The organism is Novosphingobium sp. (assembly GCF_036733805.1).
Classification (GTDB): domain Bacteria; phylum Pseudomonadota; class Alphaproteobacteria; order Sphingomonadales; family Sphingomonadaceae; genus Novosphingobium.
Genome location: NZ_DAIMZT010000046.1, coordinates 1 through 24,372, shown reverse-complemented (window position 1 = coordinate 24,372; position 24,372 = coordinate 1). Strand labels below are relative to the sequence as shown.

28 protein-coding genes and 1 tRNA gene are annotated in these 24,372 nt (G+C 59.9%); 10 read left to right on the top strand and 19 right to left on the bottom strand.

All coding sequences use genetic code 11. The features are described from left to right. A partial coding sequence (locus V7D69_RS11410) for a VOC family protein (protein WP_333605854.1) occupies nt 1-275 on the bottom strand: 275 nt, incomplete at its 3' end. Between the two features lie 242 nt (nt 276-517). Then, a complete protein-coding gene (locus tag V7D69_RS11405) occupies nt 518-1,297 on the bottom strand; it encodes a TorF family putative porin (protein WP_324061283.1) in 780 nt (259 codons plus the stop codon). Here V7D69_RS11405 and V7D69_RS11400 point away from each other — a divergent pair. Beyond that, nucleotides 1,272-2,330 (top strand): metallophosphoesterase family protein, encoded by a 1,059-nt coding sequence (locus V7D69_RS11400; RefSeq protein WP_333605856.1) that lies wholly within the window; start codon nt 1,272-1,274, stop codon nt 2,328-2,330. The two genes, V7D69_RS11405 and V7D69_RS11400, sit on opposite strands and share 26 nt — an antisense overlap. Nucleotides 2,331-2,493: 163 nt before the next feature. Next, entirely contained in the window at nt 2,494-3,594 is a 1,101-nt protein-coding gene (locus tag V7D69_RS11395; protein WP_333605853.1) for a branched-chain amino acid aminotransferase, read from the top strand. Between the two features lie 22 nt (nt 3,595-3,616). Here the strand turns inward: V7D69_RS11395 and V7D69_RS11390 are convergent, their stop codons facing one another. From V7D69_RS11390 to V7D69_RS11370, 5 genes are all read right to left on the bottom strand, one after another. After that, nucleotides 3,617-4,312, bottom strand: coding sequence for an ABC transporter ATP-binding protein (locus V7D69_RS11390; protein WP_333605852.1), 696 nt, complete (start codon nt 4,310-4,312; stop codon nt 3,617-3,619). Further along, complete coding sequence (locus tag V7D69_RS11385; RefSeq protein ID WP_333605851.1) at nt 4,309-5,559, bottom strand: ABC transporter permease; 1,251 nt, start codon at nt 5,557-5,559, stop codon at nt 4,309-4,311. Before V7D69_RS11385 ends, V7D69_RS11390 begins: the two co-directional genes overlap by 4 nt. Continuing rightward, a complete protein-coding gene (locus V7D69_RS11380) occupies nt 5,556-6,548 on the bottom strand; it encodes an efflux RND transporter periplasmic adaptor subunit (protein WP_333605850.1) in 993 nt (330 codons plus the stop codon). Before V7D69_RS11380 ends, V7D69_RS11385 begins: the two co-directional genes overlap by 4 nt. Nucleotides 6,549-6,732: 184 nt before the next feature. Further along, nucleotides 6,733-7,407 (bottom strand): methyltransferase domain-containing protein, encoded by a 675-nt coding sequence (locus tag V7D69_RS11375; protein WP_333605849.1) that lies wholly within the window; start codon nt 7,405-7,407, stop codon nt 6,733-6,735. Between the two features lie 90 nt (nt 7,408-7,497). After that, a complete protein-coding gene (locus V7D69_RS11370) occupies nt 7,498-7,905 on the bottom strand; it encodes a cupredoxin domain-containing protein (RefSeq protein WP_333605848.1) in 408 nt (135 codons plus the stop codon). A gap of 172 nt (nt 7,906-8,077) precedes the next feature. Here V7D69_RS11370 and V7D69_RS11365 point away from each other — a divergent pair, with 172 nt between their 5' ends. Genes V7D69_RS11365 through V7D69_RS11345 form a run of 5 tightly spaced genes read left to right on the top strand, consistent with a single transcriptional unit; the run spans nt 8,078 to nt 12,185 of the window. Next, on the top strand, nt 8,078-8,512 hold the full coding sequence (locus V7D69_RS11365; RefSeq protein ID WP_333605847.1) for a DUF2147 domain-containing protein: 435 nt from the start codon (nt 8,078-8,080) through the stop codon (nt 8,510-8,512). Further along, the gene (locus tag V7D69_RS11360) at nt 8,509-8,736 is read left to right on the top strand and encodes an acyl carrier protein (RefSeq protein ID WP_333605846.1); all 228 of its coding nucleotides are present in this window, start codon (nt 8,509-8,511) and stop codon (nt 8,734-8,736) included. Before V7D69_RS11365 ends, V7D69_RS11360 begins: the two co-directional genes overlap by 4 nt. After that, nucleotides 8,733-9,938 carry a beta-ketoacyl-[acyl-carrier-protein] synthase family protein gene (locus tag V7D69_RS11355; protein WP_324060941.1) on the top strand — a complete coding sequence of 402 codons (1,206 nt, stop codon included), beginning with the start codon at nt 8,733-8,735 and terminating at the stop codon, nt 9,936-9,938. Before V7D69_RS11360 ends, V7D69_RS11355 begins: the two co-directional genes overlap by 4 nt. Continuing rightward, entirely contained in the window at nt 9,935-11,044 is a 1,110-nt protein-coding gene (locus V7D69_RS11350; RefSeq protein WP_333605845.1) for a type III polyketide synthase, read from the top strand. Before V7D69_RS11355 ends, V7D69_RS11350 begins: the two co-directional genes overlap by 4 nt. Continuing rightward, on the top strand, nt 11,037-12,185 hold the full coding sequence (locus V7D69_RS11345) for an NAD(P)/FAD-dependent oxidoreductase (protein ID WP_324064311.1): 1,149 nt from the start codon (nt 11,037-11,039) through the stop codon (nt 12,183-12,185). Before V7D69_RS11350 ends, V7D69_RS11345 begins: the two co-directional genes overlap by 8 nt. Here the strand turns inward: V7D69_RS11345 and V7D69_RS11340 are convergent. The 9 genes from V7D69_RS11340 to aspS form a co-directional block, all read right to left on the bottom strand. Beyond that, nucleotides 12,166-12,651 carry a DUF421 domain-containing protein gene (locus tag V7D69_RS11340; protein ID WP_324064310.1) on the bottom strand — a complete coding sequence of 162 codons (486 nt, stop codon included), beginning with the start codon at nt 12,649-12,651 and terminating at the stop codon, nt 12,166-12,168. The two genes, V7D69_RS11345 and V7D69_RS11340, sit on opposite strands and share 20 nt — an antisense overlap. Nucleotides 12,652-13,332: 681 nt before the next feature. Then, nucleotides 13,333-13,409 (bottom strand) — tRNA-Met (locus V7D69_RS11335). A gap of 119 nt (nt 13,410-13,528) precedes the next feature. Next, complete coding sequence (locus tag V7D69_RS11330; RefSeq protein WP_333605844.1) at nt 13,529-14,077, bottom strand: 2'-5' RNA ligase family protein; 549 nt, start codon at nt 14,075-14,077, stop codon at nt 13,529-13,531. After that, a complete protein-coding gene (gene mltG / locus V7D69_RS11325) occupies nt 14,074-15,048 on the bottom strand; it encodes an endolytic transglycosylase MltG (protein WP_333605843.1) in 975 nt (324 codons plus the stop codon). The genes V7D69_RS11330 and mltG overlap by 4 nt, the downstream gene beginning before the upstream one ends. A gap of 1 nt (nt 15,049) precedes the next feature. Next, the gene (fabF, locus tag V7D69_RS11320; RefSeq protein ID WP_333605842.1) at nt 15,050-16,312 is read right to left on the bottom strand and encodes a beta-ketoacyl-ACP synthase II; all 1,263 of its coding nucleotides are present in this window, start codon (nt 16,310-16,312) and stop codon (nt 15,050-15,052) included. A 130-nt stretch (nt 16,313-16,442) separates the two neighbouring features. Further along, complete coding sequence (locus tag V7D69_RS11315; RefSeq protein WP_039282540.1) at nt 16,443-16,679, bottom strand: acyl carrier protein; 237 nt, start codon at nt 16,677-16,679, stop codon at nt 16,443-16,445. A gap of 91 nt (nt 16,680-16,770) precedes the next feature. Next, the gene (locus V7D69_RS11310) at nt 16,771-16,926 is read right to left on the bottom strand and encodes a hypothetical protein (RefSeq protein ID WP_324062254.1); all 156 of its coding nucleotides are present in this window, start codon (nt 16,924-16,926) and stop codon (nt 16,771-16,773) included. After that, the gene (locus tag V7D69_RS11305; protein WP_324062256.1) at nt 16,892-17,191 is read right to left on the bottom strand and encodes a VOC family protein; all 300 of its coding nucleotides are present in this window, start codon (nt 17,189-17,191) and stop codon (nt 16,892-16,894) included. The genes V7D69_RS11310 and V7D69_RS11305 overlap by 35 nt, the downstream gene beginning before the upstream one ends. A gap of 149 nt (nt 17,192-17,340) precedes the next feature. Further along, nucleotides 17,341-19,167 (bottom strand): aspartate--tRNA ligase, encoded by a 1,827-nt coding sequence (gene aspS / locus V7D69_RS11300; protein WP_333605841.1) that lies wholly within the window; start codon nt 19,165-19,167, stop codon nt 17,341-17,343. Nucleotides 19,168-19,351: 184 nt separating this feature from the next. On the opposite strand from aspS, the gene rnd reads away from it, so the two are divergent. Together rnd and V7D69_RS11290 are read left to right on the top strand one after the other, a co-directional pair. Continuing rightward, nucleotides 19,352-20,575, top strand: a complete 1,224-nt coding sequence (gene rnd / locus V7D69_RS11295) for a ribonuclease D (protein WP_333605840.1) — start codon at nt 19,352-19,354, stop codon at nt 20,573-20,575. Further along, a complete protein-coding gene (locus V7D69_RS11290) occupies nt 20,572-21,468 on the top strand; it encodes a hydrogen peroxide-inducible genes activator (RefSeq protein WP_324062262.1) in 897 nt (298 codons plus the stop codon). Before rnd ends, V7D69_RS11290 begins: the two co-directional genes overlap by 4 nt. A 50-nt stretch (nt 21,469-21,518) precedes the next feature. Here the strand turns inward: V7D69_RS11290 and pgsA are convergent, their stop codons facing one another. Further along, entirely contained in the window at nt 21,519-22,112 is a 594-nt protein-coding gene (pgsA, locus tag V7D69_RS11285) for a CDP-diacylglycerol--glycerol-3-phosphate 3-phosphatidyltransferase (RefSeq protein WP_324062264.1), read from the bottom strand. 119 nt (nt 22,113-22,231) lie between these two features. On the opposite strand from pgsA, the gene V7D69_RS11280 reads away from it, so the two are divergent. Continuing rightward, nucleotides 22,232-23,545 (top strand): MFS transporter, encoded by a 1,314-nt coding sequence (locus V7D69_RS11280; RefSeq protein WP_333605839.1) that lies wholly within the window; start codon nt 22,232-22,234, stop codon nt 23,543-23,545. A gap of 5 nt (nt 23,546-23,550) precedes the next feature. Here V7D69_RS11280 and V7D69_RS11275 read toward each other — a convergent pair whose 3' ends face one another. Further along, entirely contained in the window at nt 23,551-23,778 is a 228-nt protein-coding gene (locus V7D69_RS11275; protein WP_333605838.1) for a hypothetical protein, read from the bottom strand. Between the two features lie 129 nt (nt 23,779-23,907). Then, nucleotides 23,908-24,336, bottom strand: a complete 429-nt coding sequence (locus V7D69_RS11270) for an EVE domain-containing protein (RefSeq protein WP_333605855.1) — start codon at nt 24,334-24,336, stop codon at nt 23,908-23,910. Nucleotides 24,337-24,372 lie beyond the last annotated feature (36 nt).

Sequence of the window (24,372 nt, the reverse complement as noted above, 5' to 3'; positions counted from 1 at the left end):
CGCTGGCACGTCTCATAGATGTTATCGACTCGATAAGCGAGATGGCCGAAGTTGCGGCCTCCGGTATAAATCTCGGCCGAGCCATCTTCCGCCGGCCAGTTGTAAGTCAATTCGACCTCGGCCTCCTCCTGCCCTTCCGGTGCAAGATAAATCAACGTGAACCGGGCCTTCTCGCTCGTAAAGCGTCGCGTTTCCTTAAGGCCCAGGAGTTCGAAGAAACGGATGGTCGCATCCGGATCGGTCACGCGGATCATGGTGTGGAGATATCGGGTCACAGGGATTCCTCAAATTCGTCGCCGGGAAGCAACGGTTATCACGGGTACGGCCGTCGACAAGCATGATTCGCGCCGACGGTAGGAAATCCGAGGATTAGCGATGGCCGGGGAAAACCGTCCGCTCCACGCTGTTCATCCACCGAAGCGTGAAATGGAGACGAATCTATTCACATAAACAACGGAAAAACCCGTCCGGAACGCTCCAGACGGGTCCTCCTGCGAAACGACTTTGTGTCGTTCGATCAGAACGAAGCGGTCAGAGTGACGACGCCGACAGCCTTCGAAACACGATGAAGGGTGTTGCAGCTGGCGAAACCGGGGGTATCGCAGCCGGCCGCGACGAAATCACTACGCTTGAGATTGGTGCCCACGATCGACGCGTCCAGCGAAAGGTGCTTCCACGAATAGGTGACACCAGCGGTGTAATCGATGTACTGCTTCGGAAAATCGAACGCGCCACCGGTATGGCCCAGATGCGTATGAACGGTCAGCGGGGTATTCGGAATGGCGCCGCTCAACTCACCATAAACGTAAGTGTTGGAACGGCTGGTATTCTTCTGATCGGGCGCGAAATAGACGCCCGCCTTCGCGTTCACCGGACCCAGCGCATAGGCCAAGGAACCGTAGAGCTCGTACACGTTGCCGGGGGTGTTGCCCGGATAGAGGTAGCCATAAACGCCGGCGTCCAGCGTCACGCCGCTGCCGCCAAGCTTGCCGGTCCAGCCGCCATAGACGTCAATTTCCGTTCCGCCGATGTCGACCGCGTCATTGCCGGTCGCGCTCGAACCCCAGGTCGCTACGTAGAAGCCAGAGCTATGGCTTACCGTGATCGCGCCTTGGATGACGGGCTTGTTGTCGGACTGCGAAATGCCGCGGAACCGGTACTGCGACGCAACCGAAGCGCTGCCGGTGACGGTGATATCGCTCGGCGGAGCAGCCTCATCGGCAAAGGCAGGAGTAGCCGCGAGCGCCGTGCCCGCGAGGAGAGTGGCGGCGATGGCGCCGCGGACGGACATAAGCATATTTATTCCCTCACAATTTTATTTTGATGCCTCGTCCCGCCTGCTGTGTCGCCCGAACCTCTTTATTGGGCCGGTTCGCGACAGTACGATAATGCTGCAACGCAGCGGTGCGTTGCACAAGAAAAATTTCAATTCTGCAACATTCCAGAAACGCGGTGTGGACTTTTTGCCACTGCCGCCTTGGACTATCCTTACCTTGCTAGGGCGCATCGGGGGGGCTATAGATTGCGCTGCGCAAATGTTGGGAAGACTAAGAAATCTGTGGGCCCGACCCGCGTCGGCAAGCCCGCCTTCGGTGCCCTTTGGAGAGCGCGTATACGCCATCGGTGATATCCATGGGCGTATCGACCTTTTCGATCAGTTGATCGAGCAAATCGAAAAAGACGACGAGCACCGCATGCTGGCGGAAACGACAGTGGTTCTGCTGGGCGACCTGATCGATCGCGGCCCAGACAGCGCGGGGGTGCTCATGCGCGCGCGCGACTGGTCTCGCCAACGCCGCGTGAAGTTCATCATGGGCAATCATGAGGAAATGCTGTTGGAGAGCCGCACAAACCTGGCCGCGCTCGATGGCTTTCTCCGGTTCGGGGGATTGGAAACGATCGAGTCCTATGGCGTCGATTTGAGAACCGGTGCGATAACCGACATCGAGCAGCTTCAATGCCTTATGAATGCAGCCATTCCACAGGCCGATTTCGACTTTATCGAGCATTTTGATCCCACTGTGCGTCTGGGCGACTACCTTTTCGTCCATGCTGGGATTCGACCGGAGGTTCCCATTGCCGAACAGATCGAGCAGGAGTGCCGCTGGATCCGCGAGCCCTTCCTTAGTCACAAGGGCGATTTCGGCGCTTTCGTAATCCACGGGCACACGATCAGCGAGCTTCCTGACGTCTGCTCTAATCGCATCGGAATCGACACCGGCGCCTATCTTCATGGAACTTTGACAGCGCTTGGCCTTGAAGGAACGGATCGCTGGTTTCTGCAGGCCCGCGATCATCAACTGCCGGAGGGCTTGAATATCGCGGCGTAGCAGCGGACAATGGCGGAGAAAATGACCTTCAACCCGGCCATTTGCGTGCTGCCGCCATCATGCTATGACAAAATGCAAGAGATGGAAAATTACTTTTCAGTTGCGTCTTACGTAATTTTTGTTCAAAGGCGCGCAGTCAAGACAATGCAAGGATCTATGTTCGATGGCGAGTCTCGCCGGCGCCGGCCTTCAATTCCACACCATTGCCCATCACACGTCGGTCAGTGAGGATGCGCGCGCCGCAGTGCTCGCCAATCCCGGTTTCGGGACCCATTTCACCGATCACATGGTGACTATCGAATGGACGGACGGACGTGGCTGGCACGACGCGGTGATCGGTCCGCGTCAGCCGATCGCGCTCGATCCGGCGGCTGCCGTCCTGCACTATGCGCAAGAGATATTCGAGGGTCTCAAGGCTTACAAGCAGACGGACGCGTCCATCGCGCTATTTCGTCCGGAAGCCAACGCGGCGCGCTTCAATCAGTCGGCACAGCGCCTGGCCATGCCAGAATTGCCCGAAGCAGTATTCGTCGAAGCGGTTGAGAAGCTTGTTCAGATCGACCGCGCCTGGATTCCTGACGGCGAAGGCGCTTCACTCTACCTGCGTCCGTTCATGATCGCGACCGAGGCATTTCTCGGCGTCCGCCCTGCGAAGCAATACAAGTTCATCGTCATTGCCAGTCCGGCCGGCTACTACTTCAAGTCAGGTGCGCCCGCGGTATCGATCTGGGTTTCGGACTACACACGTGCGGCGCCCGGCGGCACTGGCGCGGCCAAGTGCGGCGGCAATTACGCAGCCAGCCTTGTGCCGCAGGCGGAGGCGATTGCACGCGGGCATGACCAAGTCGTGTTCCTCGATGCCGCCGAGCACAAGTGGATCGAGGAGCTGGGGGGCATGAACCTCTACTTCGTGTTTGACGATGGCACGCTGCTTACACCGTCACTGACCGGCACCATCCTGCCTGGCATCACTCGCGACAGCTTGCTGACGCTCGCTCGTGAGGAAGGGTTGAAGGTGGAGGAGAGCCGCTATAGCTTGGATCAGTGGCGCGCCGATGCCGGATCGGGCAAGTTGGTCGAAACCTTTGCCTGCGGCACGGCAGCAGTGGTTACGCCGATCGGCAAAGTGACCGGACGCGATGGCGAGTTCACCATCGGGTCGGGCGGTTCGGGACAATTGACGCAAAAACTCAAAGCCAAGCTGGTCGCCATTCAGCGAGGCGACGCGCAAGACAAGCACGGCTGGATCCGCAAGATCAGTTGACAGGCCAGGCGGGGGCGCCGGTTCACGCCGGCCTGCGATCGATGACCTTCTCCACTCGTCCGTCCAGCATTTCGATCTGAATATCGGAAAGCTCCGCGATTCCGGTATCGTGTGTTACGCACACCACGGCGCGCCCTTGCTCATGGGCTAGAGCGCGCAGCGTCTCGACGACACGCGCGCTGTTATGGCTGTCGAGATTGCCGGTGGGCTCATCGCCGAGAATCAGCACCGGATCGTTGGCAAGTGCGCGGGCGATGGCGACCCGCTGACGCTCCCCACCGGAAAGACGATCCGGAGTCTTGGCCTGCTTCTCCTCCAAGCCGACACCCGCCAACAAGCCCAGCGCTTTCCTATGCGCCTCCTGTCTCGTCAGCTGCCCCAGTCTTTGTATGGGCAGCAACACATTCTCCAACGCTGAAAATTCGGGCAGTAGGAAGTGAAACTGGAACACGAAGCCGAAGCGCGCCAGCCGTATGCGCGCGCGTTCGTCCCCGGAAAGGCGGCTGACCTCCCTCCCCTCAACCAGCAATTCGCCACTGGTGGGCCGATCAATCAGACCGAGTAGATATAGCAATGACGATTTGCCGCAGCCGGACGGACCTACGATCGTGGTGAACGCACCGGCTTCCACCTGGAGGCTGACGTCGTGGACGAGAGTGACGGGCACATCGCCTGGCAGAACGCGCTCCAATGCATGCGCCTCAAGGATCGCGCTCATACCGCGCCTCGCAAGATATCCACCGGATCGACGCTCGCCGCCTTTCGGGCGGGCAGCCAGGCCGCGATGGCCCCGGCAAGAAAAGAAGCAGCAGCGGCGATGAAATACTGGCGCGGAGATCGATCGAGCGGAACGTGCTGAACATCGTCGCTGATCGGAAAGCGCAACGACCCCAGAATCGTCATTAGCGTGTATCCCAGAAACCAGCCGATCAACACGCCGATCAAAGCCAGCACCAGCCCTTCGACCACGAAGATGAATTGCAGGTCCCCTTGCGAGAACCCGATCGACCTCATGATCGCTATGTCTCGCCGCTTGTCGGATACGCTGTTGGAAACGACCGTGTAGATACCGAAGCTGGCTACCAGCAGGATCGCGGAGACAACCGAGTACATGATGACGTTGCGGGTCATCAATAACGACAGAAAATCCGCCGAGCGCTCCTGCCAGCTTTCGGCCTTGTAACCGAAACGCGCCTCCAGCCGCGCCGCCACGACTTGCGCAGCGTAAGGGTCGGAAAGCTTCACGCCAATGCGATTGATAATGAAGGGCCTGCCAAGCAGCGATTGCGCCTCGCGCAAAAGCACATAGCCCGCTCCGGATGAAAGCTGCGTCTGTCCCTTCTTAAAGAGGCCCACGACACGCATCGAGCGCCCACTCGCGGAAGAAGATGTAGCCGCGACGATATCCCCTACCCGCACGCCTAACCGGCGGCCCAAATCCTCACCGATGATAATGCCGCCTTGCGTGGTTTCTAGATCGCGCAGGTGGCCGACGCGGAGCTTGTCCTCGATCGTGCTGATCCTGCTTTCGATCTCCGGTTCTACGCCCACAATGCTGATCGCTTCATCATGGCCGCCCAAGCGCAGAGTTACACCGCCGGTCAGACTTGGCGAGGCTATCGCGCCCGGCACAGCATTGGCGGCGGCGAGCACCGCTTGCCAGTCTTTAATACCGCGCACTTCGTTGCGAACTTTGTAGCCATGCAATTGGATCGCGCCGCCGGCGTAAGCGCGCAGGCCCGGTTGCGGCAAAGGGCTTCGCAATTCATCGGAAATGATGATGTGCGGCGCCGCATCGATCAGCTGCTTGATAAAATCGTTCTGGCTTCCGACCATCAGCGCGGAGACCGCAAGGAAAAACCCGACGCCAACGGCAACCCCGCTTACCGCTACCGCCGTTTGCCGGCGACGACGCGACAAATGCCTGAGTGCGATAGCGATAAGGAACCAGATTCGGTTCGTCATGGCCGGACCCGATCGCCCTCCCTCAGCCCGGCGGAAGGATTGACGACTACGATATCGCCGGCTTGGAGACCGGAGGCGATTTCCGTTTTGTCAGTCCCCGTTATACCGGTTCCCACCATGCGCGGCTGCACACGATGATCGCGCACCAGCCAGACGCGACCGGCAATCACGGCCCCCGTCGGCACCAGCAGGGCCTTTTGATGCTCGTTAACGACGATGTTGACTTCCAGCGTCAGCCCAAACGGCAAGGAGATCGCGTCCTCAACATGAATGCGCACGCGAAAGGCGCGTTGGGTCGGATCTCCGCCGGGCGTGATTTCATAGACGCGTCCACGGATAACCTTGCCGGGAAAGGCGTCGGCCGAAAGAAGCGCCACCTGACCCACATGCACACGAATGATGTCCCGTTCATCAACCGTGGCGGTTATGCGCGCGCTCGCAGGATCTCCCAATTGCAGCAATTCTTTCCCGGGCGTGGCTAGATCGCCTGGTTCAACCTCGCGCTTGAGCACCACACCAGAGATGCCGGCCCGCACCGTCATCTGGTCAAGCCGTGCGCTCAGCGCCGAAGATGAAGCGCGCGCAGCTTTGGCGGCGGCAACCGCCTCGTCTCGAGCCGCACGGGTCACCCATCCTTCGGCGTAGAGCGTCGTGACACGCCGCTCCGCCAAGGTCTTGCCCTGCGCGTCTGCAGCGGCCTGCGCCAAGAGTGCATGCTGCTCACTGTCATCAAGCTGGACAAGCGGTTGTCCCCGCGCTACCGGATCGCCTTCGTTCACAAGCACAGCCGCCACCGGCGCCGTTGCACGCGACGATACGATTACCGGATGTTCGGGCTCAACATAACCGGTGGCATAGACCAGTTCCACTGCCGATCCGCGTTCTACTGCAGCCGTGGTCACCGAGACAGGTCGCTGCCAAACAAACCAGAAACCAACGCCAGCCGATATGGCGAACGCGATGACAAACAGAACAAGACGTTTGCGCATCGGTCGCTCCCGTTTTCCGCTGGATCAGATGCCCGTGCTGGAACAGGCGATCATTGACCCCGCGCAACGATCTGGCAAGGCCGACGAAGAGACGCAAAGGGGGAGAAGATACTCGGGAGAAAGGTTGGCGGTAAGGCTGCCATCTCGGCTTCTCTCGAGACGGACGACCCATTTAAATCGTGGTTCAAAGCCGTGACCGCTTCATTCTTGTGTGCTCGACCGATAGCCGAAACGGAAACCGGCGAACGATCCGTGTCCGCTCCATATCAACACCGGCGCTCTTCAGAACGGGTGTCCATTCGTTAGGCCGGAACGAGCGGGCGATTGAAAGCTGGCCATCCTGCCTGACGATGCGATGGACACCCAGTATCCGCGCCAAAAGGGGGAAGCCGTAATAAGCGAACCAGTGGCGGTGAAGATCGCATATGAGCCAGCCGCGGCGGGCTTCTTTTTCCATGTGCCGCAGGAAGCAGACCAATTGCTCCTCGCTCATGTGATGCGTAACCTGGCTGCTGACGATATAGTCGAAAGCTTCCGGCTGAACCGAATAGTCGCCAGTGCGATAATCGATCCGAAAATCGGGCGGAGTGGCGCGCCGAGCAATCTCTGCGCTTCTCGGATTGATGTCCGCGCCGACCAGCTTGGCTTCAATGCCGCATTGTCTCGCCCATCGGGCCACGGCGCGAAGCAAATCGCCATGCCCGAAGCCGACGTCCAGCAAACTGAAAGATGGACTATGGCCAGCGACGCGTTTCAAATAGACCAGCGTTGGATGCGCCGTGAAAGTCCAGCGATTCACTTTGGCCAGATCATGCAGCACACGCCCATAAGTTTCGCTGTCGAGATCGACGGCGTCCATCTGTTCTTCCTGGCGGGACCGGATGGCTAATGAGGTCACGACATTCTCTCCCGCAAGCGCAGATCCGCTGCCATCGCGCGGCGTGGTTCGTTATTGGACCACAATGCGCCCAGTCATTCCGAAAGCGCTATGCATAAAATGTGTGCAATGCACCTGATAAGTACCGACGGTTGGCGCGATCAGCGTTACATCGACGCTTTGCTTGCCAGGTACGGCCACTTTCCCCTTCACCACTTTGTTTCGGTCAGTGGACGCAATCTGCGCCTGCGCGAAAAATTCCTTCGCTTGAAAGTCGTGCCCCCCAGACGACATGTTCTCAAGATGAAGCGTATAGGCCGCTCCGTGCGTGAGAGTGATCGTTGAGGGATCGTACTCGAAACTCGATAGCTTGACCGTCAACGTCTGAGGACTGGTCCACATGTCCGCCGGGGATTGGGCCGACGCCGGCGCAATCATCATCAGGCCACCGGCCATCACAACAAGATATCGACGCAACACCGCTTGTCTCCCTGATGCACGCCCGCTCCGGCGGCGGAGATGAACCGAAAAGTTCATTGCCTTGCGGAAACAGATTGCACCTTTAGCACACTTGGCCGCACTAGTGTCCGATCTTTTGGAGTCGCCCTTGGGAACTCGATCTCGCGGATGGGCCTTCGGGGCCAGGAAATGCATGAAATCTATCCACCTCCTGACGTGGTTCGCCGTCATCATGGTAGCAGACAGTGTCGGCGCCGAGGCGGAACCTTCAGTCTATGGCCGCTGGCTGACGGATGACCGATCGGGAGTTATCCAAATTGAGCCTTGCGGGGCCACCATTTGCGGCACGCTGGTGCGCGTACTCGATCCGACCGCACCGACGCACGACATCAATAACCCTGACCCAAAATTACGCATCCGTCCCCTCGTTGGAATGACGATCTTGAGCGGCCTGAAACGCGCCGACGGCCGCTGGCGGGGTGGACAAGCGTATGACCCGAAGGCCGGACGCATCTACCGCGCGGCGATTGCCGTCGGCCCGTCGGCAAGGTTGAACGTAACGGGTTGTATTCTGTTCCTGTGTCAGACCCGTCACTGGACACGCATCGCGGGAGAGCCGGGCAAATGACGAACGAAGAGATCATATCGCTGATTTCCAAGGAAACCGGACTGCCTCCAGACAAGCTCCTGCCTGACGCTACTCTTGCCACGCTCGACATATCGTCGCTCGATCTAGTCAGTCTGCTGTTCGAACTGGAAGACCAGTTCGGCATTGAGATCCAGCCGGAGGATATTCCTCGCGATTCCACACTTCAGCAGTTGATCGACCGCATCACCGCCGCACGCGCATGAAGCGCAAGGTCGTCATCACCGGCATGGGCTGCATAAGCGGCCTGGGATCGGGCGTAAACGTGACGTGGAAACGCGCTCTCAACGGGGACGGCGCGATCCGTTCCTTTATCCGCGAAAGCATTACCGGGGTTGCGTCATGGATCGACGACGGCGAGACGCCGTCGCGCTTATCTTCTCACGACTTGCGGCGAATGAGCAAGCTGGACCGACTCTCGCTTCGCGCCCTCGAAGCGGCTTGCGAAGCGGTCGAGCAGGCAGGTCTTGCCGGGCACCCTGTTTTCAACAGTCGTGCAGCTATCATCGTAGGCTGCGGCAGCGGCGGCAACGCGACGATCGATGCAGCTTACGAACGCCTGTTCTCCAAAGGCCACGCGAAAGTGCATCCGCAAACGATCCCGGCCTCGATGATTAGTGCACCCGCCGCCCATATCGCGATGCTGCTTGGCGCTCATGGCCCGACCTTCACATTGTCAAGCGCATGCGCCTCATCAGGCCATGCGTTGGGCGAGGCGATGCACATGATACGCGCCGGTCGCATAGACGCCGCCATCGCCGGAGGCACCGAAGCGTGCCTTTCACTTGGATCATGGACGGCGTGGCAATCGCTGGGCGTACTCGCTTCCGACACTTGTCGACCATTTTCGCAGGATCGACAGGGAATGGTGCTGGGCGAAGGGGCGGCCATGTTCGTGTTGGAAGGAGAGGATCATGCCCGCGCCCGCAACGCCAAAGTTATTGCCGAACTGGCGGGCTACGGGGCCAGCACCGACGCTGCACACATGACCGCGCCTGACATCGATGGAATAGCGGCCGCCATAGAAAGCGCGTATGCAGACGCCGGCGTACCACCGGGACAACCCGCGCTGATCTCCTCGCATGGCACAGGCACGGCCCTCAACGATCCGGCCGAGGCAGCTGCGCTTCAACGCGTTTACGGCTCGGCGCTGCACCGTCATACGGTTATCGCTACAAAGTCGGCGCACGGCCACATGATTGGCGCAGCCGGCGCAATCGAGTTCCTATTGGGCGTCAAAGCTCTGGTGGAAGGTATTGCGCCTCCGATCCTCAATCATATCGGCCCCGATCCTGCTTGCGATCTGCCTCTCGCGCTTTCATCTCGCGCAATCGACACCCCTATACTGGCATCAAACAGTTTTGCATTCGGCGGTCTCAACGCCGTGTTGATAGGACGACGGGCATGAGCGCGGTGACGGCGCATATCAACAGCATCGGCACGGCCAACCCACCCCATGGTGTCCACGACGCCTTCGTTCATTTCGCCAAGGCCAGTTTGAAAGACGACAAGGCGCGGCGTCTGTTCGGCCGCATGGTCGAACGCGCCGGGATAAATCAGCGCTACTCCTTTCTGGAGCCGGTGATGCTGCCGGACGGCGCCGTCACTGATCGGGACGGTTTTTACGGCGCCGGTGAATGGGCGTCCACAAGCCTGCGCATGGCCCGTTACGAGCGTGATGCGCCGGCCCTTGCTGTGGCGGCGATCTGCGCGCTTGATCCCGGCATCGCCAGCGCGGGCATCACGCACCTCATCGTCGCGTCCTGTACCGGTTTCATGGCGCCCGGTCTCGATCAAGCGATCGTCGCGCAGGCTGGACTCGATCCCCGTATCGAACGCACCGTAGTTGGATTTATGGGATGTTATGCGGCCGTGAACTCGCTGCGGCTCGCACATCACATCGTCCGTTCGACGCCGGACGCTCGAGTGCTGATGGTGACGCTGGAACTCTGCACGCTACATTTTCAACGCACGGACGATCTTGAGAAACTGCTCGCGATGCTGCTCTTCGGTGACGGCGCGGCGGCGGCGCTCGTCACGGCGGAACCTCACGGCATCGCCCTCAAGGATTTTCGTGCGGAAACGATCGCCGGCACTGCCGATGCGATCACTTGGGCGATTGGGGATCAAGGCTTCCACATGCACTTGGGCGGCGAAGTACCCGCGCGCATAGCCGAGGCGTTGCGGCACCAAAGAGAATGCAACCTGCCTGACGGTTTACTGCGTGGACAGACGCCGGAAGCATTTTCCCTCTGGGCGGTTCACGCGGGTGGCCGCACCGTGCTGGACGCGGTCGAGCAAGGTCTGGCTTTGAGAGGGGACTCACTCGAACCGTCACGAGCCATTCTTCGTGCTTTCGGCAATATGTCCTCGGCGACGCTGATGTTCATTCTGGCTCGCATGTTGGATCAGCGCCGAGAGGAAGATTTGCCGCAGCCCGGCCTGGCTATGGCGTTCGGGCCGGGTATGGCCGCGGAAAGTTTTCGTTTCACTCTGCTGGGTCGCCGTGCCTGATGCATTGATCCTCGGCGGTGGTCTTGCAGGCAGCGCGACCGCTTTGCTGTTGGCGCGCGCCGGTCAGAGCGTGCACTTGATCGAACGAGAAACCGGACCCCATCACAAGATCTGCGGCGAGTTCCTTTCGATCGAGGCTCACCAGCATTTGTCTGAGCTTGGAATCGATCCTTTGGCTCTGGGCGCCGCACCTATCGAGCGCATCCACTTGATCTTTGGCAATGCCCTCATCGAGGCGCCTTTGCCTTTCAAGGCCCTGGGCCTCAGTCGTTACACGCTGGATGAAACGCTGATCGGGCAGGCCGCGGCGGCAGGAGCACGGGTCGAACGCGGTGTTCGCGTACTGGGGATTGGCCAGGACCAGGTGCGCACAAGTGCCGGGGCCCGCAGCGGCCGGCACGTCATCCTGGCAACGGGAAAGCTGCCCGTGCGACAGGAACAGCGCCCCCGGCGAAAGGAAGATGACAATCCCTATGTGGGCTTCAAAATGCATTATCGCCTAGGCAGTGCGGCGCGAAGGCGTCTGGATGGAGTTATCCAACTGATCCTGTTTGATGGTGGATATGCAGGTCTGCAACTAATCGAAGGCGGCCACGCGAACCTCTGCCTCATTATCCGGCGCCGACGTCTGCAGCAACTTGGACGAAGATGGGCGGATGTCGCGAAGATGCTGGTGTCATTAAATCATTGCCGGACCATACTGACTGATGCCGAACCGCTTTTCCCGCGACCGCTGACGATCGCCAATCTCGTCTACAGCGCACCGCGACGCTCCGAACATGGCGGCCCGATATTCCGGCTAGGGGACCAGGCGGCCATGACGGCACCTCTTTCGGGCGATGGCATGGCCTTGGCGCTTCGCAGCGCGGCGGTGGCAGCCCAGTGCATCGGTGAAGGGCTTGGAGCAGGCGAGTATCGTCTCAAGTATCATGCGGCGACGAAAGGCCAGCTCTTCCGTGCAATGGCCTTGCAAGACGTGCTGGATAGACCTGTTCTCCGAGCGTTGGGGATCAGCGCCGCTCGGGCATGGCCCGGATTATTGACCCGCGCCGCAGAGGCCACCCGCCTGCCGGAATGGAGCGCCGCCTCGCACACGTCTCACGATCGCCAAGACCGTGGCGCTATTTCTTCAAAACGCTGATCTTCCCACCCCGCTCCACAGTAGCCAAGGCAACATCCTCAATCGCGCCGGCCTGCTCCATGCGCAGGCCCTCAAGCAAATCGTCTTCGCTAAGCTGATGCAATCGCATAGCCGAGCGATCAACCACGCCGTCCCGCACCAGGACGGTGGGCTCACCTTTGACGAACTTTGCCAACCAATTCGAGTGGACGGTGGCCATGGCGACCAGCCGATGAAGAACCACCAGCAGCGATGTGGCGACAAGGGATGGCACGAATGGCGCCTTGCCGGTCATGGCACGGCTGATATTCGATCCCACCACGATAGCCACCAGGATGTCGAGAGGGCTCAAGTCGGAAAAGGTTCTACGCCCGGCAACGCGTATGCAGAGCAAGCCATAAAAGAAGAGGAGCAACGCCCGAACGCAGAACTGGGCCGTATTCGGTGTCCCCTGGTCAGGACCGAAAAGTACCTCCAGCCAATCCATGACTATCTCCTTTTGCCAGCACCAGCACGTCCGGGCCGCCATCGCGGCATCGCTCCAATGCGAGGACGCCCGAACGTGCGAGGGATCAACGCGCATCAGAAGGAAATGTTGGCCTGCTCAGGGCGGCCGCGCTTTCGAACGAAAACCCGGCGCTGAGAATGCTCGAGCGGATTTCGGAAAACCTGAATCGAGTGATTCCTGCGAGGCACGCTTTGTGAAGGTGGACCATGAGCAAAGCACATTCAGTTGATCTTCGAGATCAGGTTTATGCGGCTATTGCGGAGGGAGGTTCGCGGCGAGTTGCGACGCGTCAGCTTAGAACGAGTGCCGCCACGGCGGTTCGCTTGGCCCAGCGTAAGGCGCAGACGGGATCGCCGGCCCCTGCCAGGCAGGATCGGCCGGCGGGAGGCCGCAAACTATCAGCCTTTCGGGATGTTGTGATTGCTTGAGTCGACGCCGATGGCTGCTGACACTGCCCGAGCTGGCCGAGAGGCTTGCGGCCGAACATGGTGTCACGGCACATCCTTCATCCCCGCCACGGCTGCCGAGGGAGGCAAGCTTTACCGTCAAAAACGCTGCTTGCTGGCCAGCGAAATCGATTGCGCTGACATTGTCCGGCCGCCTGATATGTTGTGCATTATTCGCTCGGCGCTCTAATGTGGGCGTGTTAGCGTTCGATGTTGGTAGCGGAGGAGGGACTCGAACCCCCGACACGCGGATTATGATTCCGCTGCTCTAACCGACTGAGCTACTCCGCCACATCGCGATCTGCCGGTGATGGATCATACCGGAAGGTCCGATCGATGCACCGGCATTCGGTGCAGGCGGCGTCCTTTAGGGTGGTGGTTCTTTGCGGTCAACACTGAAAAAGCGGGTTTCAGCCACGAAAAGCAATGGTGCGGATCGGGTGCCACAACCCCTCTTCCCAAGCATAGAGACCAAAGCCGTGAAATCGGAACAACACCGGCTTCAATTGAGGTGCAAGGCGGGCCTGCAGCGCCTTTGCGGTTTGGGTCGGCACCTTGTTCTGGATCGTCACATGCAGTCGCAGCGGACGGGTGTCCTGGTCAGCCAAGAGGCCATGCATGCGCTCGGCAATCGTGGCGTGCAATTCCACCATCTTTGGACTTTCCACAGCCAGCGCCGTCCCTCGGTCCAACTTCATAAGGCCGTTGATCCGCGCTTCCGGAGCGGGACCGCGGGCAAGCTCGATAAGGACTTGCAGCAGTTCATGCTTCACCGAAGGGGGCAGCGCGTGAAACAGCGTAACGTGAGCCCTCAGCCTGTTGCGCTCGGGCGGATAGTGCGCCCGGCGCAGCGCGTCTGCCCAGGCAAGCACATCGGCTGGCAGTTCGGCAGTGATTAAAAGTGGAGCGCCTGACCTTCTGACGCCCAGCGTGGACGAATCGGGGACCTGCTCGTTCACAGCTCGCCGCGAGCGCGGCGGATGGCGAACCATTTCGCCACATTGGCGTTATGTTGTTCCAACGTACTCGCAAAGACGTGACCACCCGTACCGTCCGCAACCATATAGAGCGCATCGGTGTCGGCGGGATGCAGCACTGCCTCTATCGAAGCCCCGCTGGGATTCGTGATCGGATGCTTGGGCAGGCCCACCATGGTATAGGTATTGTAATCGTTCATCGCCTGGATTTCGGACTGCAGAATGCGCCGGCCGAGCCGCTTGCCTTTAGTGATCGGGTAGATGATCGTCGGATCAGCTTGCAGCAACATGCCTTTCTTGAGCCGGTTGGAATAAAGGCCCGCCACCATGCGGCGTTCCTCGGGCTTGCCCGTCTCCTTCTCGACGATCGAGGCGAGGATCAACGCCTGCTCGGGCGTTTTCACTATGAGGTCGGGCGCGCGTTCGGCCCAGAGTTCCTTGAGCGTGCGGTTCATTGCCGCCTGCATCCGGCGAAGCACCGTTTGGCGTGGTTCGCCATTTTCGAAAGCGTAGCTATCAGGAAGAACCGAACCTTCGTCCGGAATGGCGACCTCGCCTGTAAGTTGGGGAACAGCCATAAGCCGTTCCTGGACCATGATCGAAGGCATGCCCTCGGGCACCGTCACGAAGCGACGGATCACGTTCTCGCTGGAGATTATCGACAGAACCTTGCTGGCGCTGGCATGCGCCGGGATCCTGAACTCACCGGCCTTGATGCCGCCCCCGCCGCCAAAGACGCGAGCCCGCAAAGCGAAGCCTCTGGAGGAGCGAATAATTCCCTTCTCCTCCAACCGATCGGCCACCACTGACAGACTGGCGCCATTTGGAACGATGAAGTCCTGATCCTTTGCAAGCGGTCCCGATCCGAACCAACCGTTCAGGAGGCTTGCGAATCCCAGCAGCACGGCTGCGGCAAGAACTGCGGCCAGAACACACCCGCGCCGCGACATCATGTCAGTCGAGCTTGCGCATGACGAGGCTGGCGTTAGTGCCGCCGAACCCGAAGCTGTTGTTAAGCACGGCACGCACTTCCCGCTTCTTCGCCGTGAAAGGCACAAGGTCGACGCCAAGGCAGCTCTCGCTCGGATTGTCGAGGTTGAGCGTTGGCGGCACGATCTGGTCGCGAAGGGCAAGAATGCAGAAGATCGATTCAACCGCGCCCGCACCGCCCAGCAAATGGCCGATGGCCGACTTGGTCGAACTCATCGAGACATCGCCGATGGCGTCACCGAACAAGCGGCGAACCGCGCCAAGCTCTAGTTCGTCGCCCAGCGGGGTGGAAGTGCCGTGAGCATTGATATAATCGATGTCCCCGGGCTCAAGGCCCGCCTTGCGCAGCGCCATCGCCATCGATCGGTAAGCGCCCGAACCTTCCGGATGCGGCGCCGTCACATGATACGCATCGCCGGAAAGACCGTAACCGATCACTTCGCAGTAAATCTTCGCGCCGCGCGCCTTAGCATGCTCGTACTCCTCCAACACGACGACGCCGGCGCCCTCACCCATGACAAAGCCATCACGGTCCTTATCATAGGGACGGCTGGCCTTGGTCGGTTCGTCGTTGAAGTTGGTCGACAGCGCGCGCGCCTGTGCGAAGCCGGCGATGCCGATAGGGCAAATTGTGCTCTCAGCACCGCCGGCCAGCATGATGTCCGCATCGCCGTCCTTAATCATGCGCGCGGCGTCACCAATCGAATGAGCGCCGGTTGAGCAAGCCGTAACGACAGCATGGTTCGGCCCCATCAGGCCGTATTTGATCGAAACCTGACCAGAGATCAGGTTGATGAGACGACCGTGAACGAAGTGCGGGCTGACTCGGCCGGGGCCCTTTTCATGCAGGACAAGAGACTCGCTTTCGATTCCGGGCAAACCGCCGATGCCGGAACCGATTGAACAGCCCGCCATGAAACGGGTCGCTTCGTCCATCTCGATGAGGCCGGCATCCTCGATCGCCTGGCCGGCGGCGTCGATCCCGAAGACGATGAAAGGATCGACCTGGCGCTGCACCTTGTGATCCACCCGCTTGTTGGGGTCGAAGCCATATTCATGATCGGCTGGCTTCACCTCGCAGGCGATGCGGCATTTCTGATCTGACGCATCGAATTTCGTGATCGGTCCGGCACCCGACTTTCCGGCAAGGATATTGGCCCAGGTGGTTTCGACGTCCCCCCCCAGCGGGGTGACAAGACCAAGTCCGGTTACGACGACACGACGCATTATACTCTCCGAAATTCCTTTGGCCGAAACGGCAACAGGCCCGCCCCCTTAGAGGTCGAGCCTGTCCATTTCAATCCGGGCTTGCTGCCCTGCCCACGCCCAACCATGGGCGGAACGCAGGTTCAGGGGATTAGCCCTTGTTCTCTTCGATGTACTTGATGGCATCGGAAACGGTGCTGATCTTCTCAGCCGCGTCGTCCGGGATCTCGACGCCGAATTCCTCCTCGAAGGCCATGACCAGCTCGACGATGTCGAGCGAGTCCGCGCCCAGATCGTCAATGAAGCTGGCATCCTCGGTAACCTTGTCGGCTTCCACACCCAGGTGCTCGACGACGATCTTCTTAACCCGATCGGCGGTATCGCTCATTCTATGACCCCTTCACAATCCGGAGGATTAAATCTCGCCAGTCGCCCTAATGACTGGGCGGCGCGCTGGCAAGGGGCACGAGACAGTTAGCCTACAACGCGAAGATGGCGTGGCCAGCCTCGTCCATCCGCCAAGCGGGATTCCATGCGATTTCCCAGGCGTTCCCGTCAGGATCGGCCACGTAGCCGCGATATCCGCCGTGTGGAGGGGCATCAGGCGCACGCAAAAGCTGCGCACCTGACGCCACCAGTCGTTCGACCAGATGGTCTACGGCTTATGCTTTCAACGTTGTGCGCGAGCGCGAAGCTGCCCGCCGCTGGACAGGGCCTTTCCATGTCCGCTTCCAACTGGGCTTTGTCCCACAAGGTAAAAACGAGACCGTTCATCTGGAAGAAGACGACTTCTTCCGTCTCAAATACCGGTTTCCAGCCGAACCCATCGCGATAGAATATTCTGGCGCGCGCGACATCGGCAACGCCCAATGTGATAAGGGAAATATACGGCCGCGACATGACTGCGCTCCTTTCCTTGCCGGAACGCGACGCGTTCCGGGTAAAGGCCAGGGGGCTCGCCCTGAGGCTGCCTGGTCACGTCACAGGTGCGCCGACGCGGGAACGGCTCAACCGAAGCCGTCCTACCCATTCTAGGCGCGAGAAAGCTATCAGCCCGCGTCGGGCGCGACAATGTGTCCCGGCGTGCTCACCGCAGGTTTCGCCGCATCGACCACGCGCAAATGCAATTCGCGGAGCTGCTTGAACTCCGCCGGAGAAGGCGCTCCCATCAGCAAGTCCTCCGCACGCTGGTTCATCGGGAACAATGTAATTTCGCGCAGGTTTTGCGCACCGCACAGGAGCATGACGATGCGATCGACGCCGGCGGCCATGCCGCCGTGAGGAGGTGCGCCGTACTGGAACGCGCGGTACAAGCCGCCAAAGCGCTCTTCGACATCCTGTTTGGACAGACCGACCTTCTCGAACGCGGCGACCATCAGTTCCGGGCTCTGGTTGCGGATCGAACCGGAAGCGATCTCATAGCCGTTGCAGACAAGATCATACTGGTACGCCTTGATATCGAGCGGATCCTGCGTGGCGAGCGCTTCCATCCCGCCTTGCGGCATCGAAAAGGGATTGTGTGCGAAATCGAGCTTCTTGTTGTCTTCATCCCATTCAAAGAACGGAAAATCGACTATCCAGCACAGTTCAAACCGATCCTTGTCGATCAGATCGAGCTGCTCGGCAACGCGAGTGCGCGCCAGCCCGGCAAGCTTGGCCGCCTGCTCTTCCTTGCCCGCCGCGAAGAACACGCCGTCGTCAGGTCCCAAGCCCAACGCGTCGATCAACGCCGCCGTTCGTTCGTCGCCATGGTTCTTGGCGATCGGGCCACCCGGCGCGCCTTCCTTGATGTTGATATAGCCAAGGCCGGAAAATCCTTCAGCGCGCGCCCAATTGTTCATATCATCGAAGAACTTGCGACTGCCCGCACCCGCGCCCGGCGCCGGAACGGCGCGGATTACGCCACCGTTCTCGACTATGCCGGCGAAGATGCCAAAGCCCGAACCTTTGAAATGCTCCGTCACATCCTTGATAATCAGCGGGTTGCGCAAGTCCGGCTTATCCGAACCGTAATCGCGTATGGCCTGAGCGTAAGGAATACGGCGAAACTGCCCTGACGGGGTCACCGGCTTACCTTCGGCAAACGCAGCGAACACGCCCTGCAGCACCGGCTCCATGGTTTCCCAGACTTCCTCCTGAGTGACGAAGCTCATTTCGAGGTCAAGTTGGTAGAACTCGCCGGGCAGGCGGTCGGCACGTGGATCCTCGTCGCGGAAGCAGGGAGCAATCTGGAAATAACGATCGAAACCCGCGACCATCAGGAGCTGCTTGTACTGCTGAGGCGCCTGCGGCAACGCATAGAACTTGCCGGCATGGATGCGGCTGGGCACTAGGAAGTCGCGCGCGCCCTCAGGACTGGAGGCCGTGAGGATCGGCGTGGAATATTCCGTAAAGCCGATCGCCTCCATCCGCTTGCGCATGTCCGAGATGATCTTCGTGCGCTTGACGATATTGGCGTGCAACGTATCGCGGCGCAGATCGAGGAAACGGTACTTGAGACGAATATCCTCTGGATATTCCTGCTCACCTGCCACCGGCATAGGCAATTCTTCCGCAGGCGAAAGGACAGTGCCGGAACGCGCATAGACTTCGATCTGTCCGGTGGAGAGGTTCGGATTCACGGTCGCCTCGCTGCGCGCCTTCACATCGCCCTCGATAGTGACAACGCTTTCGAGACGCAGCGAATCGAGCAATTGCAGCGCTGCGCTATCCGCATCGGCAACTACTTGGGTAACGCCGTAGTGGTCGCGCAAGTCCAGGAACAGGACGCCGCCATGATCCCGCTTGCGATGTACCCAGCCCGAAAGGCGGACGGTCCGGCCGACCTCCGCCGAGGTCAGGGCGCCGCAGGTATGAGAGCGATAGGGATGAGTCATGGCGGTTTCGCGCTTCTTCACTGATAAAGGATGTGCAAGCCGTGGCCCCTAGTCGACTAATGCCATGATTTCCAGATGGCGTTTGCCGCCCGTCGTCCGCGAAGCTGCTCCGCCGTACCGCGCGATGCCCCACAGCAAAGCAAGCGTTGATCCCCCGGCTTCTCGGGAGTAACGCCCCTGTTCAATGAAAATTCATCCTCTCATCACGAATACTCAGGAACTTGCCGATCTGTGCACGCGTCTTGCGAAGTCGGACTTCGTGGCGGTCGACACCGAGTTCATGCGTGAAAACACCTATTGGCCAGAGCTCTGCCTTGTCCAGATCGCCAATACAGAAGAAGCCGCTGCGGTCGATCCCATGGCTGAAGGCATCGACCTTTCGCCGCTGCTGGATCTGCTGACCGATAATGAAGACGTTCTCAAGGTTTTCCACGCCGGCGGCCAAGATGTGGAAATCATCTTCAACGCCACTGGCCGAACGCCGCATCCCATCTTCGACACCCAAATCGCGATGATGGCGATCAGCCAGTCTGAACAGATCGGCTATTCCAACCTCGTCGAATCCTGGCTGGGCCTTACGATCGACAAGGGTGCGCGTTTCACCGACTGGTCCCGAAGACCCCTGACGGAGCGGCAGATCGAATATGCCATCGGCGACGTGACTCACCTTTCGAGGATCTTCCCGAAAATACTCAAACGCCTGATTAAAACCGAGCGAGGCGAGTGGTTGGATCAAGAGATGGAAAAGCTCGCCGATCCGGAAAATTATCGCAACGATCCCTCCCAGGCGTGGAAGCGAATCAAGGCGGCGGGGCGCAATCCACAGATGCTCGGGCGGCTCAAGGCAATCGCCGAATGGCGCGAGCATGAGGCGCAGAGCAAGAATATCCCGCGCGGCAGGATTGCCCGCGATGAAACGCTGGCTGATCTGGCCAGCCATCCTCCGAGGCAACAAGCCGACCTCGCCAAAGTCCGCGGTCTTTCCCAGGGATGGAAGGACAACGAGATTGGCAAGCGGCTGATGAGCACGATCGAAAAAGCACATCCACTGCCGGAAGACGAAATGCCCCCGCGCGTGCCGCGCGGCGCGCCACTCGGCAAGGAAGGTGCCCTTGTTGCGGACCTTCTGAAGCTATTGCTCAAGATCCGCGCGCGAGAGATCGACGCAGCCGCTCGCCTGCTGGCCCGCAGTGACGAATTGGAGATGCTCGCTGCTGGGGTGCGCAAAAATCTCAGCTTGCTGGAAGGCTGGCGCTTTGAGGTGTTCGGCCGCGATGCGCTTGACCTCGTGGAAGGCAAGCTTGCCTTCGCGGTGGAAAACGGCAAACTCAAGATGACTCATGTCGACGAAGAGAATTTCGGGGGCGGCAAGGGTAGCGAATACACGGACAGTCAAGCCGCCTCATGACCATCTATCAGCCTACGCTGAAACAGCTGCAGTACCTTGTGGCGCTGCATGAGCACGGGCATTTCGGCCGCGCCGCGGACGCCTGTTTCGTCTCCCAATCCACGCTATCGGCGGGCCTGCGCGACCTGGAAACCTTGCTCGACGTTACTCTGGTCGAGCGTACCAAGCGAGCGGTGCGGTTCACGCCGCTGGGCAATGCGGTGGTCGCCAAAGCCCACCGTATCCTGCGCGAGACGGAGGAGCTTTCCGAACTGGTGCAATCGAGCGGCAAGCCGCTCTCGGGCGATGTGCGCATGAGCGTGATTCCGACCATCGCGCCTTTCCTGTTGCCACGCATGCTTCCGCGCCTGCGCCGCGAACGACCGAACCTGAAGCTGTTCCTGCGGGAGGAGCCAAGCGCCGCCGCAATCGAATCGTTGCACCGTGGCCGCGCCGACTGCGTATTGCTTGCCCTACCTTACGCCACCGGCGAGGTGGAGAAGGAAACGATCGAGCTCGACGCCTTTTTCGTAGCCTTCCCGCACGACGATCCGCGCAATCCGCCTGACGAAGTCAGTCCGGATATCATCGATGAACATCGCCTGCTGCTGCTGGAGGACGGGCACTGCCTCAAGGATCACGCGCTCGCCGCCTGTAATCGCCCGGAACTGCGGGCCAGCGCCACGATGATCGGCACATCGCTGCATACATTGGTGCAGATGGTGGACAATGGCCTTGGCCTGACGATGTTGCCGGAGATGGCGCTTGATGCCGGTATCCTCAATGGCACGAACGTCGTGGCGAGACCGCTGCTCTCTCCCAATGCCAACCGCGAGATCGCTCTGGTATGGCGCAAAAACTCGCCGCGTTCCGACGAATTTCGAATGCTGGCGGATGAATTGCGGGCGGGTTGACCCGCAAGCCGGAAAGCGACAATCGCGTCGCATGCCGGATGCGCCGCATATCAGTCCATGTGTTTCAGGCCCACCCTTAGGTAATCCCAGCCGGTAATCACCGTCAGCACCGCCGCCGCCCACAACGTCGTCAAACCGATGGTATGCGGTACGTTGATCTCAAACGCGGCGAACCGCACATTCCACCAGGGCATGGCATTCCCCAGAATCAGCGCGCCCAGGCACACGAGTTGGAAGGTCGTTTTCCATTTGGCAAGTTTGCTGACCGGCACTGAGATCTGCAAGCCGCCCAAAAACTCTCGCAGACCCGAGACGGCAATCTCGCGCACGAGAATCACCAGTCCTGCAATCACGTGCATGTCACCTACATACGGGCCGGTAAGAACGCCTTGCGCGGTCAGAACCAGGATCACGGCCGCCACCATGATCTTGTCGGCGATCGGATCGAGGAAGACGCCAAGCTTGGAAACGGTCCCGCTCGATCGCGCCAGATAGCCGTCGAAATAATCCGTGATGCCCATCAGGCAATAGAGACCAAAGGCGAGGCCATAGCCGAATTCCCATCGCGGCCACCAGAGAAGGAAGGCCAGCAGCGGCACGGCAAGGATGCGCGAAAGGGTGAGGATATTCGGCAAAGTGAGCATGTCCCACCGCCATAGCCTCGAAGGACGGATGGAATAAAGTGCCGATCGGGGGTTGTGCCGCTCGCCCAGCGCATTAAGTGTCCCGCGCGACGAGAGTGAGACCTGCTACACATATCGCCATGACCACGACGACCCAACTCATTCGGGCACGACGTTTCCTTCCCCTGTTCGTCACGCAATTGCTCGGCGCGTTCAACGACAACCTGTTCAAGAACGCGATGGTTCTTTACGTGGTGTACGAGGTATATCATTCCGAAGCGGCCGAAGCCCGCTTCAGCGCGCTGGCGTCCGCTATCTTCATCATCCCGTTCTTCCTGCTTTCCGCACTGGCCGGCCAGATGGCGGACATGCGTGACAAGGCGCGGCTGATCCGGGTGATAAAGGCGTGCGAAATCTTTATCATGCTGGTCGGTGGCAGCGGGCTGGCCTTGGCATGGCAAGGCATCGCCCTTCATACCCTGGCGATTCCGCTGATGTTGTTGGCCCTCTTTGCGATGGGCGTTCATTCCACTTTCTTCGGCCCCATAAAATACGCGATTCTGCCTCAACATCTGGGGAGAGAAGAAGTGCTCGCCGGCACTGGCATGGTGGAGGCGGGCACCTATCTTTCGGTGTTGGCAGGAACCATTGTCGCTGGATGGATCAGCGTCGATGCCGCCGCCGTCGCGGTTGTAGCTGTTGCAGTGATTGGCTTCCTGGCTAGCGGGCGGGTTCCCGCCGCCCCGCCGGTGTGCAAGCCCGAACCGTTGGACTTCCACGTGGTGCGATCCTCGATCGCACTCGTGCGCACGACCATGCGCGACCGCCGCGTCTATCTTGCCATTTGCGCCATCAGCTTTTTCTGGGCGATCGGCACGGTGCTGTTCATTCAGTTCCCACCGCTCGCGAAGAATATTCTCATGGCCAGCAAGGAAGTGGCCAGCCTGTTCCTGGTCATCTTCTCCGTCGGCATCGCCATAGGCTCAGTGACGATCAATGCTCTTCTCAAAGGCACCGTTTCGGCCCGGTGGTCGCCAATATCAGTGATAGGCATGGGCGTGTGTCTGGTCGCATTCCAGCAGGTCTGCGCGATCTGGCCGCCGCGTGGAGCGGAAGGCGAGCTTATGGATGTCGCCACTTTCCTGGTGCAGCCGCTGGCAGCGCCGCTGCTGCTGACACTTCTGGGCATTGCGATCAGTGGCGGTATGTTCGTCGTGCCGCTTTACGCTTTCCTCACGACTTTCGTGGACCGATCACAGACCGCGCGCACGATAGCGGCAAACAACATCGTCAATTCCGGCGCAATGGTCGCCGGTGCACTAGTGACCGGATTGATGACCTGGCTTGGTCTGCCGGTGGTCCGGCAGCTTTTGGTGGTCGCCGTCAGTTGCGGCGCATCGGCTTGGCTCGGCTATATGCTGTTCCGGGCCGAGCGCGCCAGCGTGACGGCCTAAATCCTTCAGGCGATAAAGATAGTCATCGCAACGAAGCTGGCGCAATAGGCAGCCAGAAAACCGCGCCAATCCCCTCCGTTCATGCGCCAGCGACGGGCCGCTTCAGCATTATCCTCGACTTGGGCATCCAAAGAGGGCGTCCGGTTGAAAACGTGCGGGGGAAGCGAACGCCGGAAGGGATGCCCGGCTGCTTCTTGCGTCAGAACGAGAGAGCGGCGTGTCATTCGTTTCATGAATGCACGTCTTAATGATTTGTTTACCAGTCGACTAGAACGGGGTTGCGGCCATCCCAAAACGGGACGATCTCGAGGGGCGCCTTTGCTTACGCGCCCCGCTCTTTTCGCCCGGCGCGATCTTGCTGCTCAGGTTTCCGAAACGGCCAATATGTGATCCCATTCTTCTCGGGTGACCACGCCGACAGAAAGACGCGAAAGCTTAATCAACTCCATGCCGGCCAGCGCCGGATCACCTTTGATCTGAGCAAGAGTCACCGGCTTTTTCAGTTTGCGTACCGGCTTTACCTTCACCGCCGCCCACTTTCCTTCGGGATCGGAAGGATCGATCAGGCCGGACTGGCTGATCGTGACAATGCCGACGATCTCCTTGCCGATATTGGAATGATAGAAGAACGCCTCATCCCCTATCTGCATCGCTCGCAAGTTGTTGGCGGCGCGGTGATTGCGCACACCGTCCCAGGTCCCTTCGCCTTCGGCGACAAGATCATCCCAGCCGTAGGCGTCCGGTTCAGACTTCATCAGCCAGTAGCGTCCGGTTCCCGCGCCGTTTGTCATGCATTGCCTTCTCAAATGGATTATTGGAGGCGCATA

What these genes read in the sequence shown, in the direction of transcription:
- V7D69_RS11400 (WP_333605856.1), top strand. Translation starts at nt 1,272, where the DNA reads ATGGCGCCGCGGACGGACATAAGCATATTTATTCCCTCACAATTTTAT.
- V7D69_RS11405 (WP_324061283.1), bottom strand. Translation starts at nt 1,297, where the DNA reads ATGCTTATGTCCGTCCGCGGCGCCATCGCCGCCACTCTCCTCGCGGGC.
- V7D69_RS11395 (WP_333605853.1), top strand. Translation starts at nt 2,494, where the DNA reads ATGGCGAGTCTCGCCGGCGCCGGCCTTCAATTCCACACCATTGCCCAT.
- V7D69_RS11390 (WP_333605852.1), bottom strand. Translation starts at nt 4,312, where the DNA reads ATGAGCGCGATCCTTGAGGCGCATGCATTGGAGCGCGTTCTGCCAGGC.
- V7D69_RS11385 (WP_333605851.1), bottom strand. Translation starts at nt 5,559, where the DNA reads ATGACGAACCGAATCTGGTTCCTTATCGCTATCGCACTCAGGCATTTG.
- V7D69_RS11380 (WP_333605850.1), bottom strand. Translation starts at nt 6,548, where the DNA reads ATGCGCAAACGTCTTGTTCTGTTTGTCATCGCGTTCGCCATATCGGCT.
- V7D69_RS11375 (WP_333605849.1), bottom strand. Translation starts at nt 7,407, where the DNA reads ATGGACGCCGTCGATCTCGACAGCGAAACTTATGGGCGTGTGCTGCAT.
- V7D69_RS11365 (WP_333605847.1), top strand. Translation starts at nt 8,078, where the DNA reads ATGAAATCTATCCACCTCCTGACGTGGTTCGCCGTCATCATGGTAGCA.
- V7D69_RS11360 (WP_333605846.1), top strand. Translation starts at nt 8,509, where the DNA reads ATGACGAACGAAGAGATCATATCGCTGATTTCCAAGGAAACCGGACTG.
- V7D69_RS11355 (WP_324060941.1), top strand. Translation starts at nt 8,733, where the DNA reads ATGAAGCGCAAGGTCGTCATCACCGGCATGGGCTGCATAAGCGGCCTG.
- V7D69_RS11350 (WP_333605845.1), top strand. Translation starts at nt 9,935, where the DNA reads ATGAGCGCGGTGACGGCGCATATCAACAGCATCGGCACGGCCAACCCA.
- V7D69_RS11340 (WP_324064310.1), bottom strand. Translation starts at nt 12,651, where the DNA reads ATGGATTGGCTGGAGGTACTTTTCGGTCCTGACCAGGGGACACCGAAT.
- mltG (WP_333605843.1), bottom strand. Translation starts at nt 15,048, where the DNA reads ATGATGTCGCGGCGCGGGTGTGTTCTGGCCGCAGTTCTTGCCGCAGCC.
- fabF (WP_333605842.1), bottom strand. Translation starts at nt 16,312, where the DNA reads ATGCGTCGTGTCGTCGTAACCGGACTTGGTCTTGTCACCCCGCTGGGG.
- V7D69_RS11315 (WP_039282540.1), bottom strand. Translation starts at nt 16,679, where the DNA reads ATGAGCGATACCGCCGATCGGGTTAAGAAGATCGTCGTCGAGCACCTG.
- V7D69_RS11305 (WP_324062256.1), bottom strand. Translation starts at nt 17,191, where the DNA reads ATGTCGCGGCCGTATATTTCCCTTATCACATTGGGCGTTGCCGATGTC.
- aspS (WP_333605841.1), bottom strand. Translation starts at nt 19,167, where the DNA reads ATGACTCATCCCTATCGCTCTCATACCTGCGGCGCCCTGACCTCGGCG.
- rnd (WP_333605840.1), top strand. Translation starts at nt 19,352, where the DNA reads ATGAAAATTCATCCTCTCATCACGAATACTCAGGAACTTGCCGATCTG.
- V7D69_RS11290 (WP_324062262.1), top strand. Translation starts at nt 20,572, where the DNA reads ATGACCATCTATCAGCCTACGCTGAAACAGCTGCAGTACCTTGTGGCG.
- pgsA (WP_324062264.1), bottom strand. Translation starts at nt 22,112, where the DNA reads ATGCTCACTTTGCCGAATATCCTCACCCTTTCGCGCATCCTTGCCGTG.
- V7D69_RS11280 (WP_333605839.1), top strand. Translation starts at nt 22,232, where the DNA reads ATGACCACGACGACCCAACTCATTCGGGCACGACGTTTCCTTCCCCTG.
- V7D69_RS11275 (WP_333605838.1), bottom strand. Translation starts at nt 23,778, where the DNA reads ATGAAACGAATGACACGCCGCTCTCTCGTTCTGACGCAAGAAGCAGCC.
- V7D69_RS11270 (WP_333605855.1), bottom strand. Translation starts at nt 24,336, where the DNA reads ATGACAAACGGCGCGGGAACCGGACGCTACTGGCTGATGAAGTCTGAA.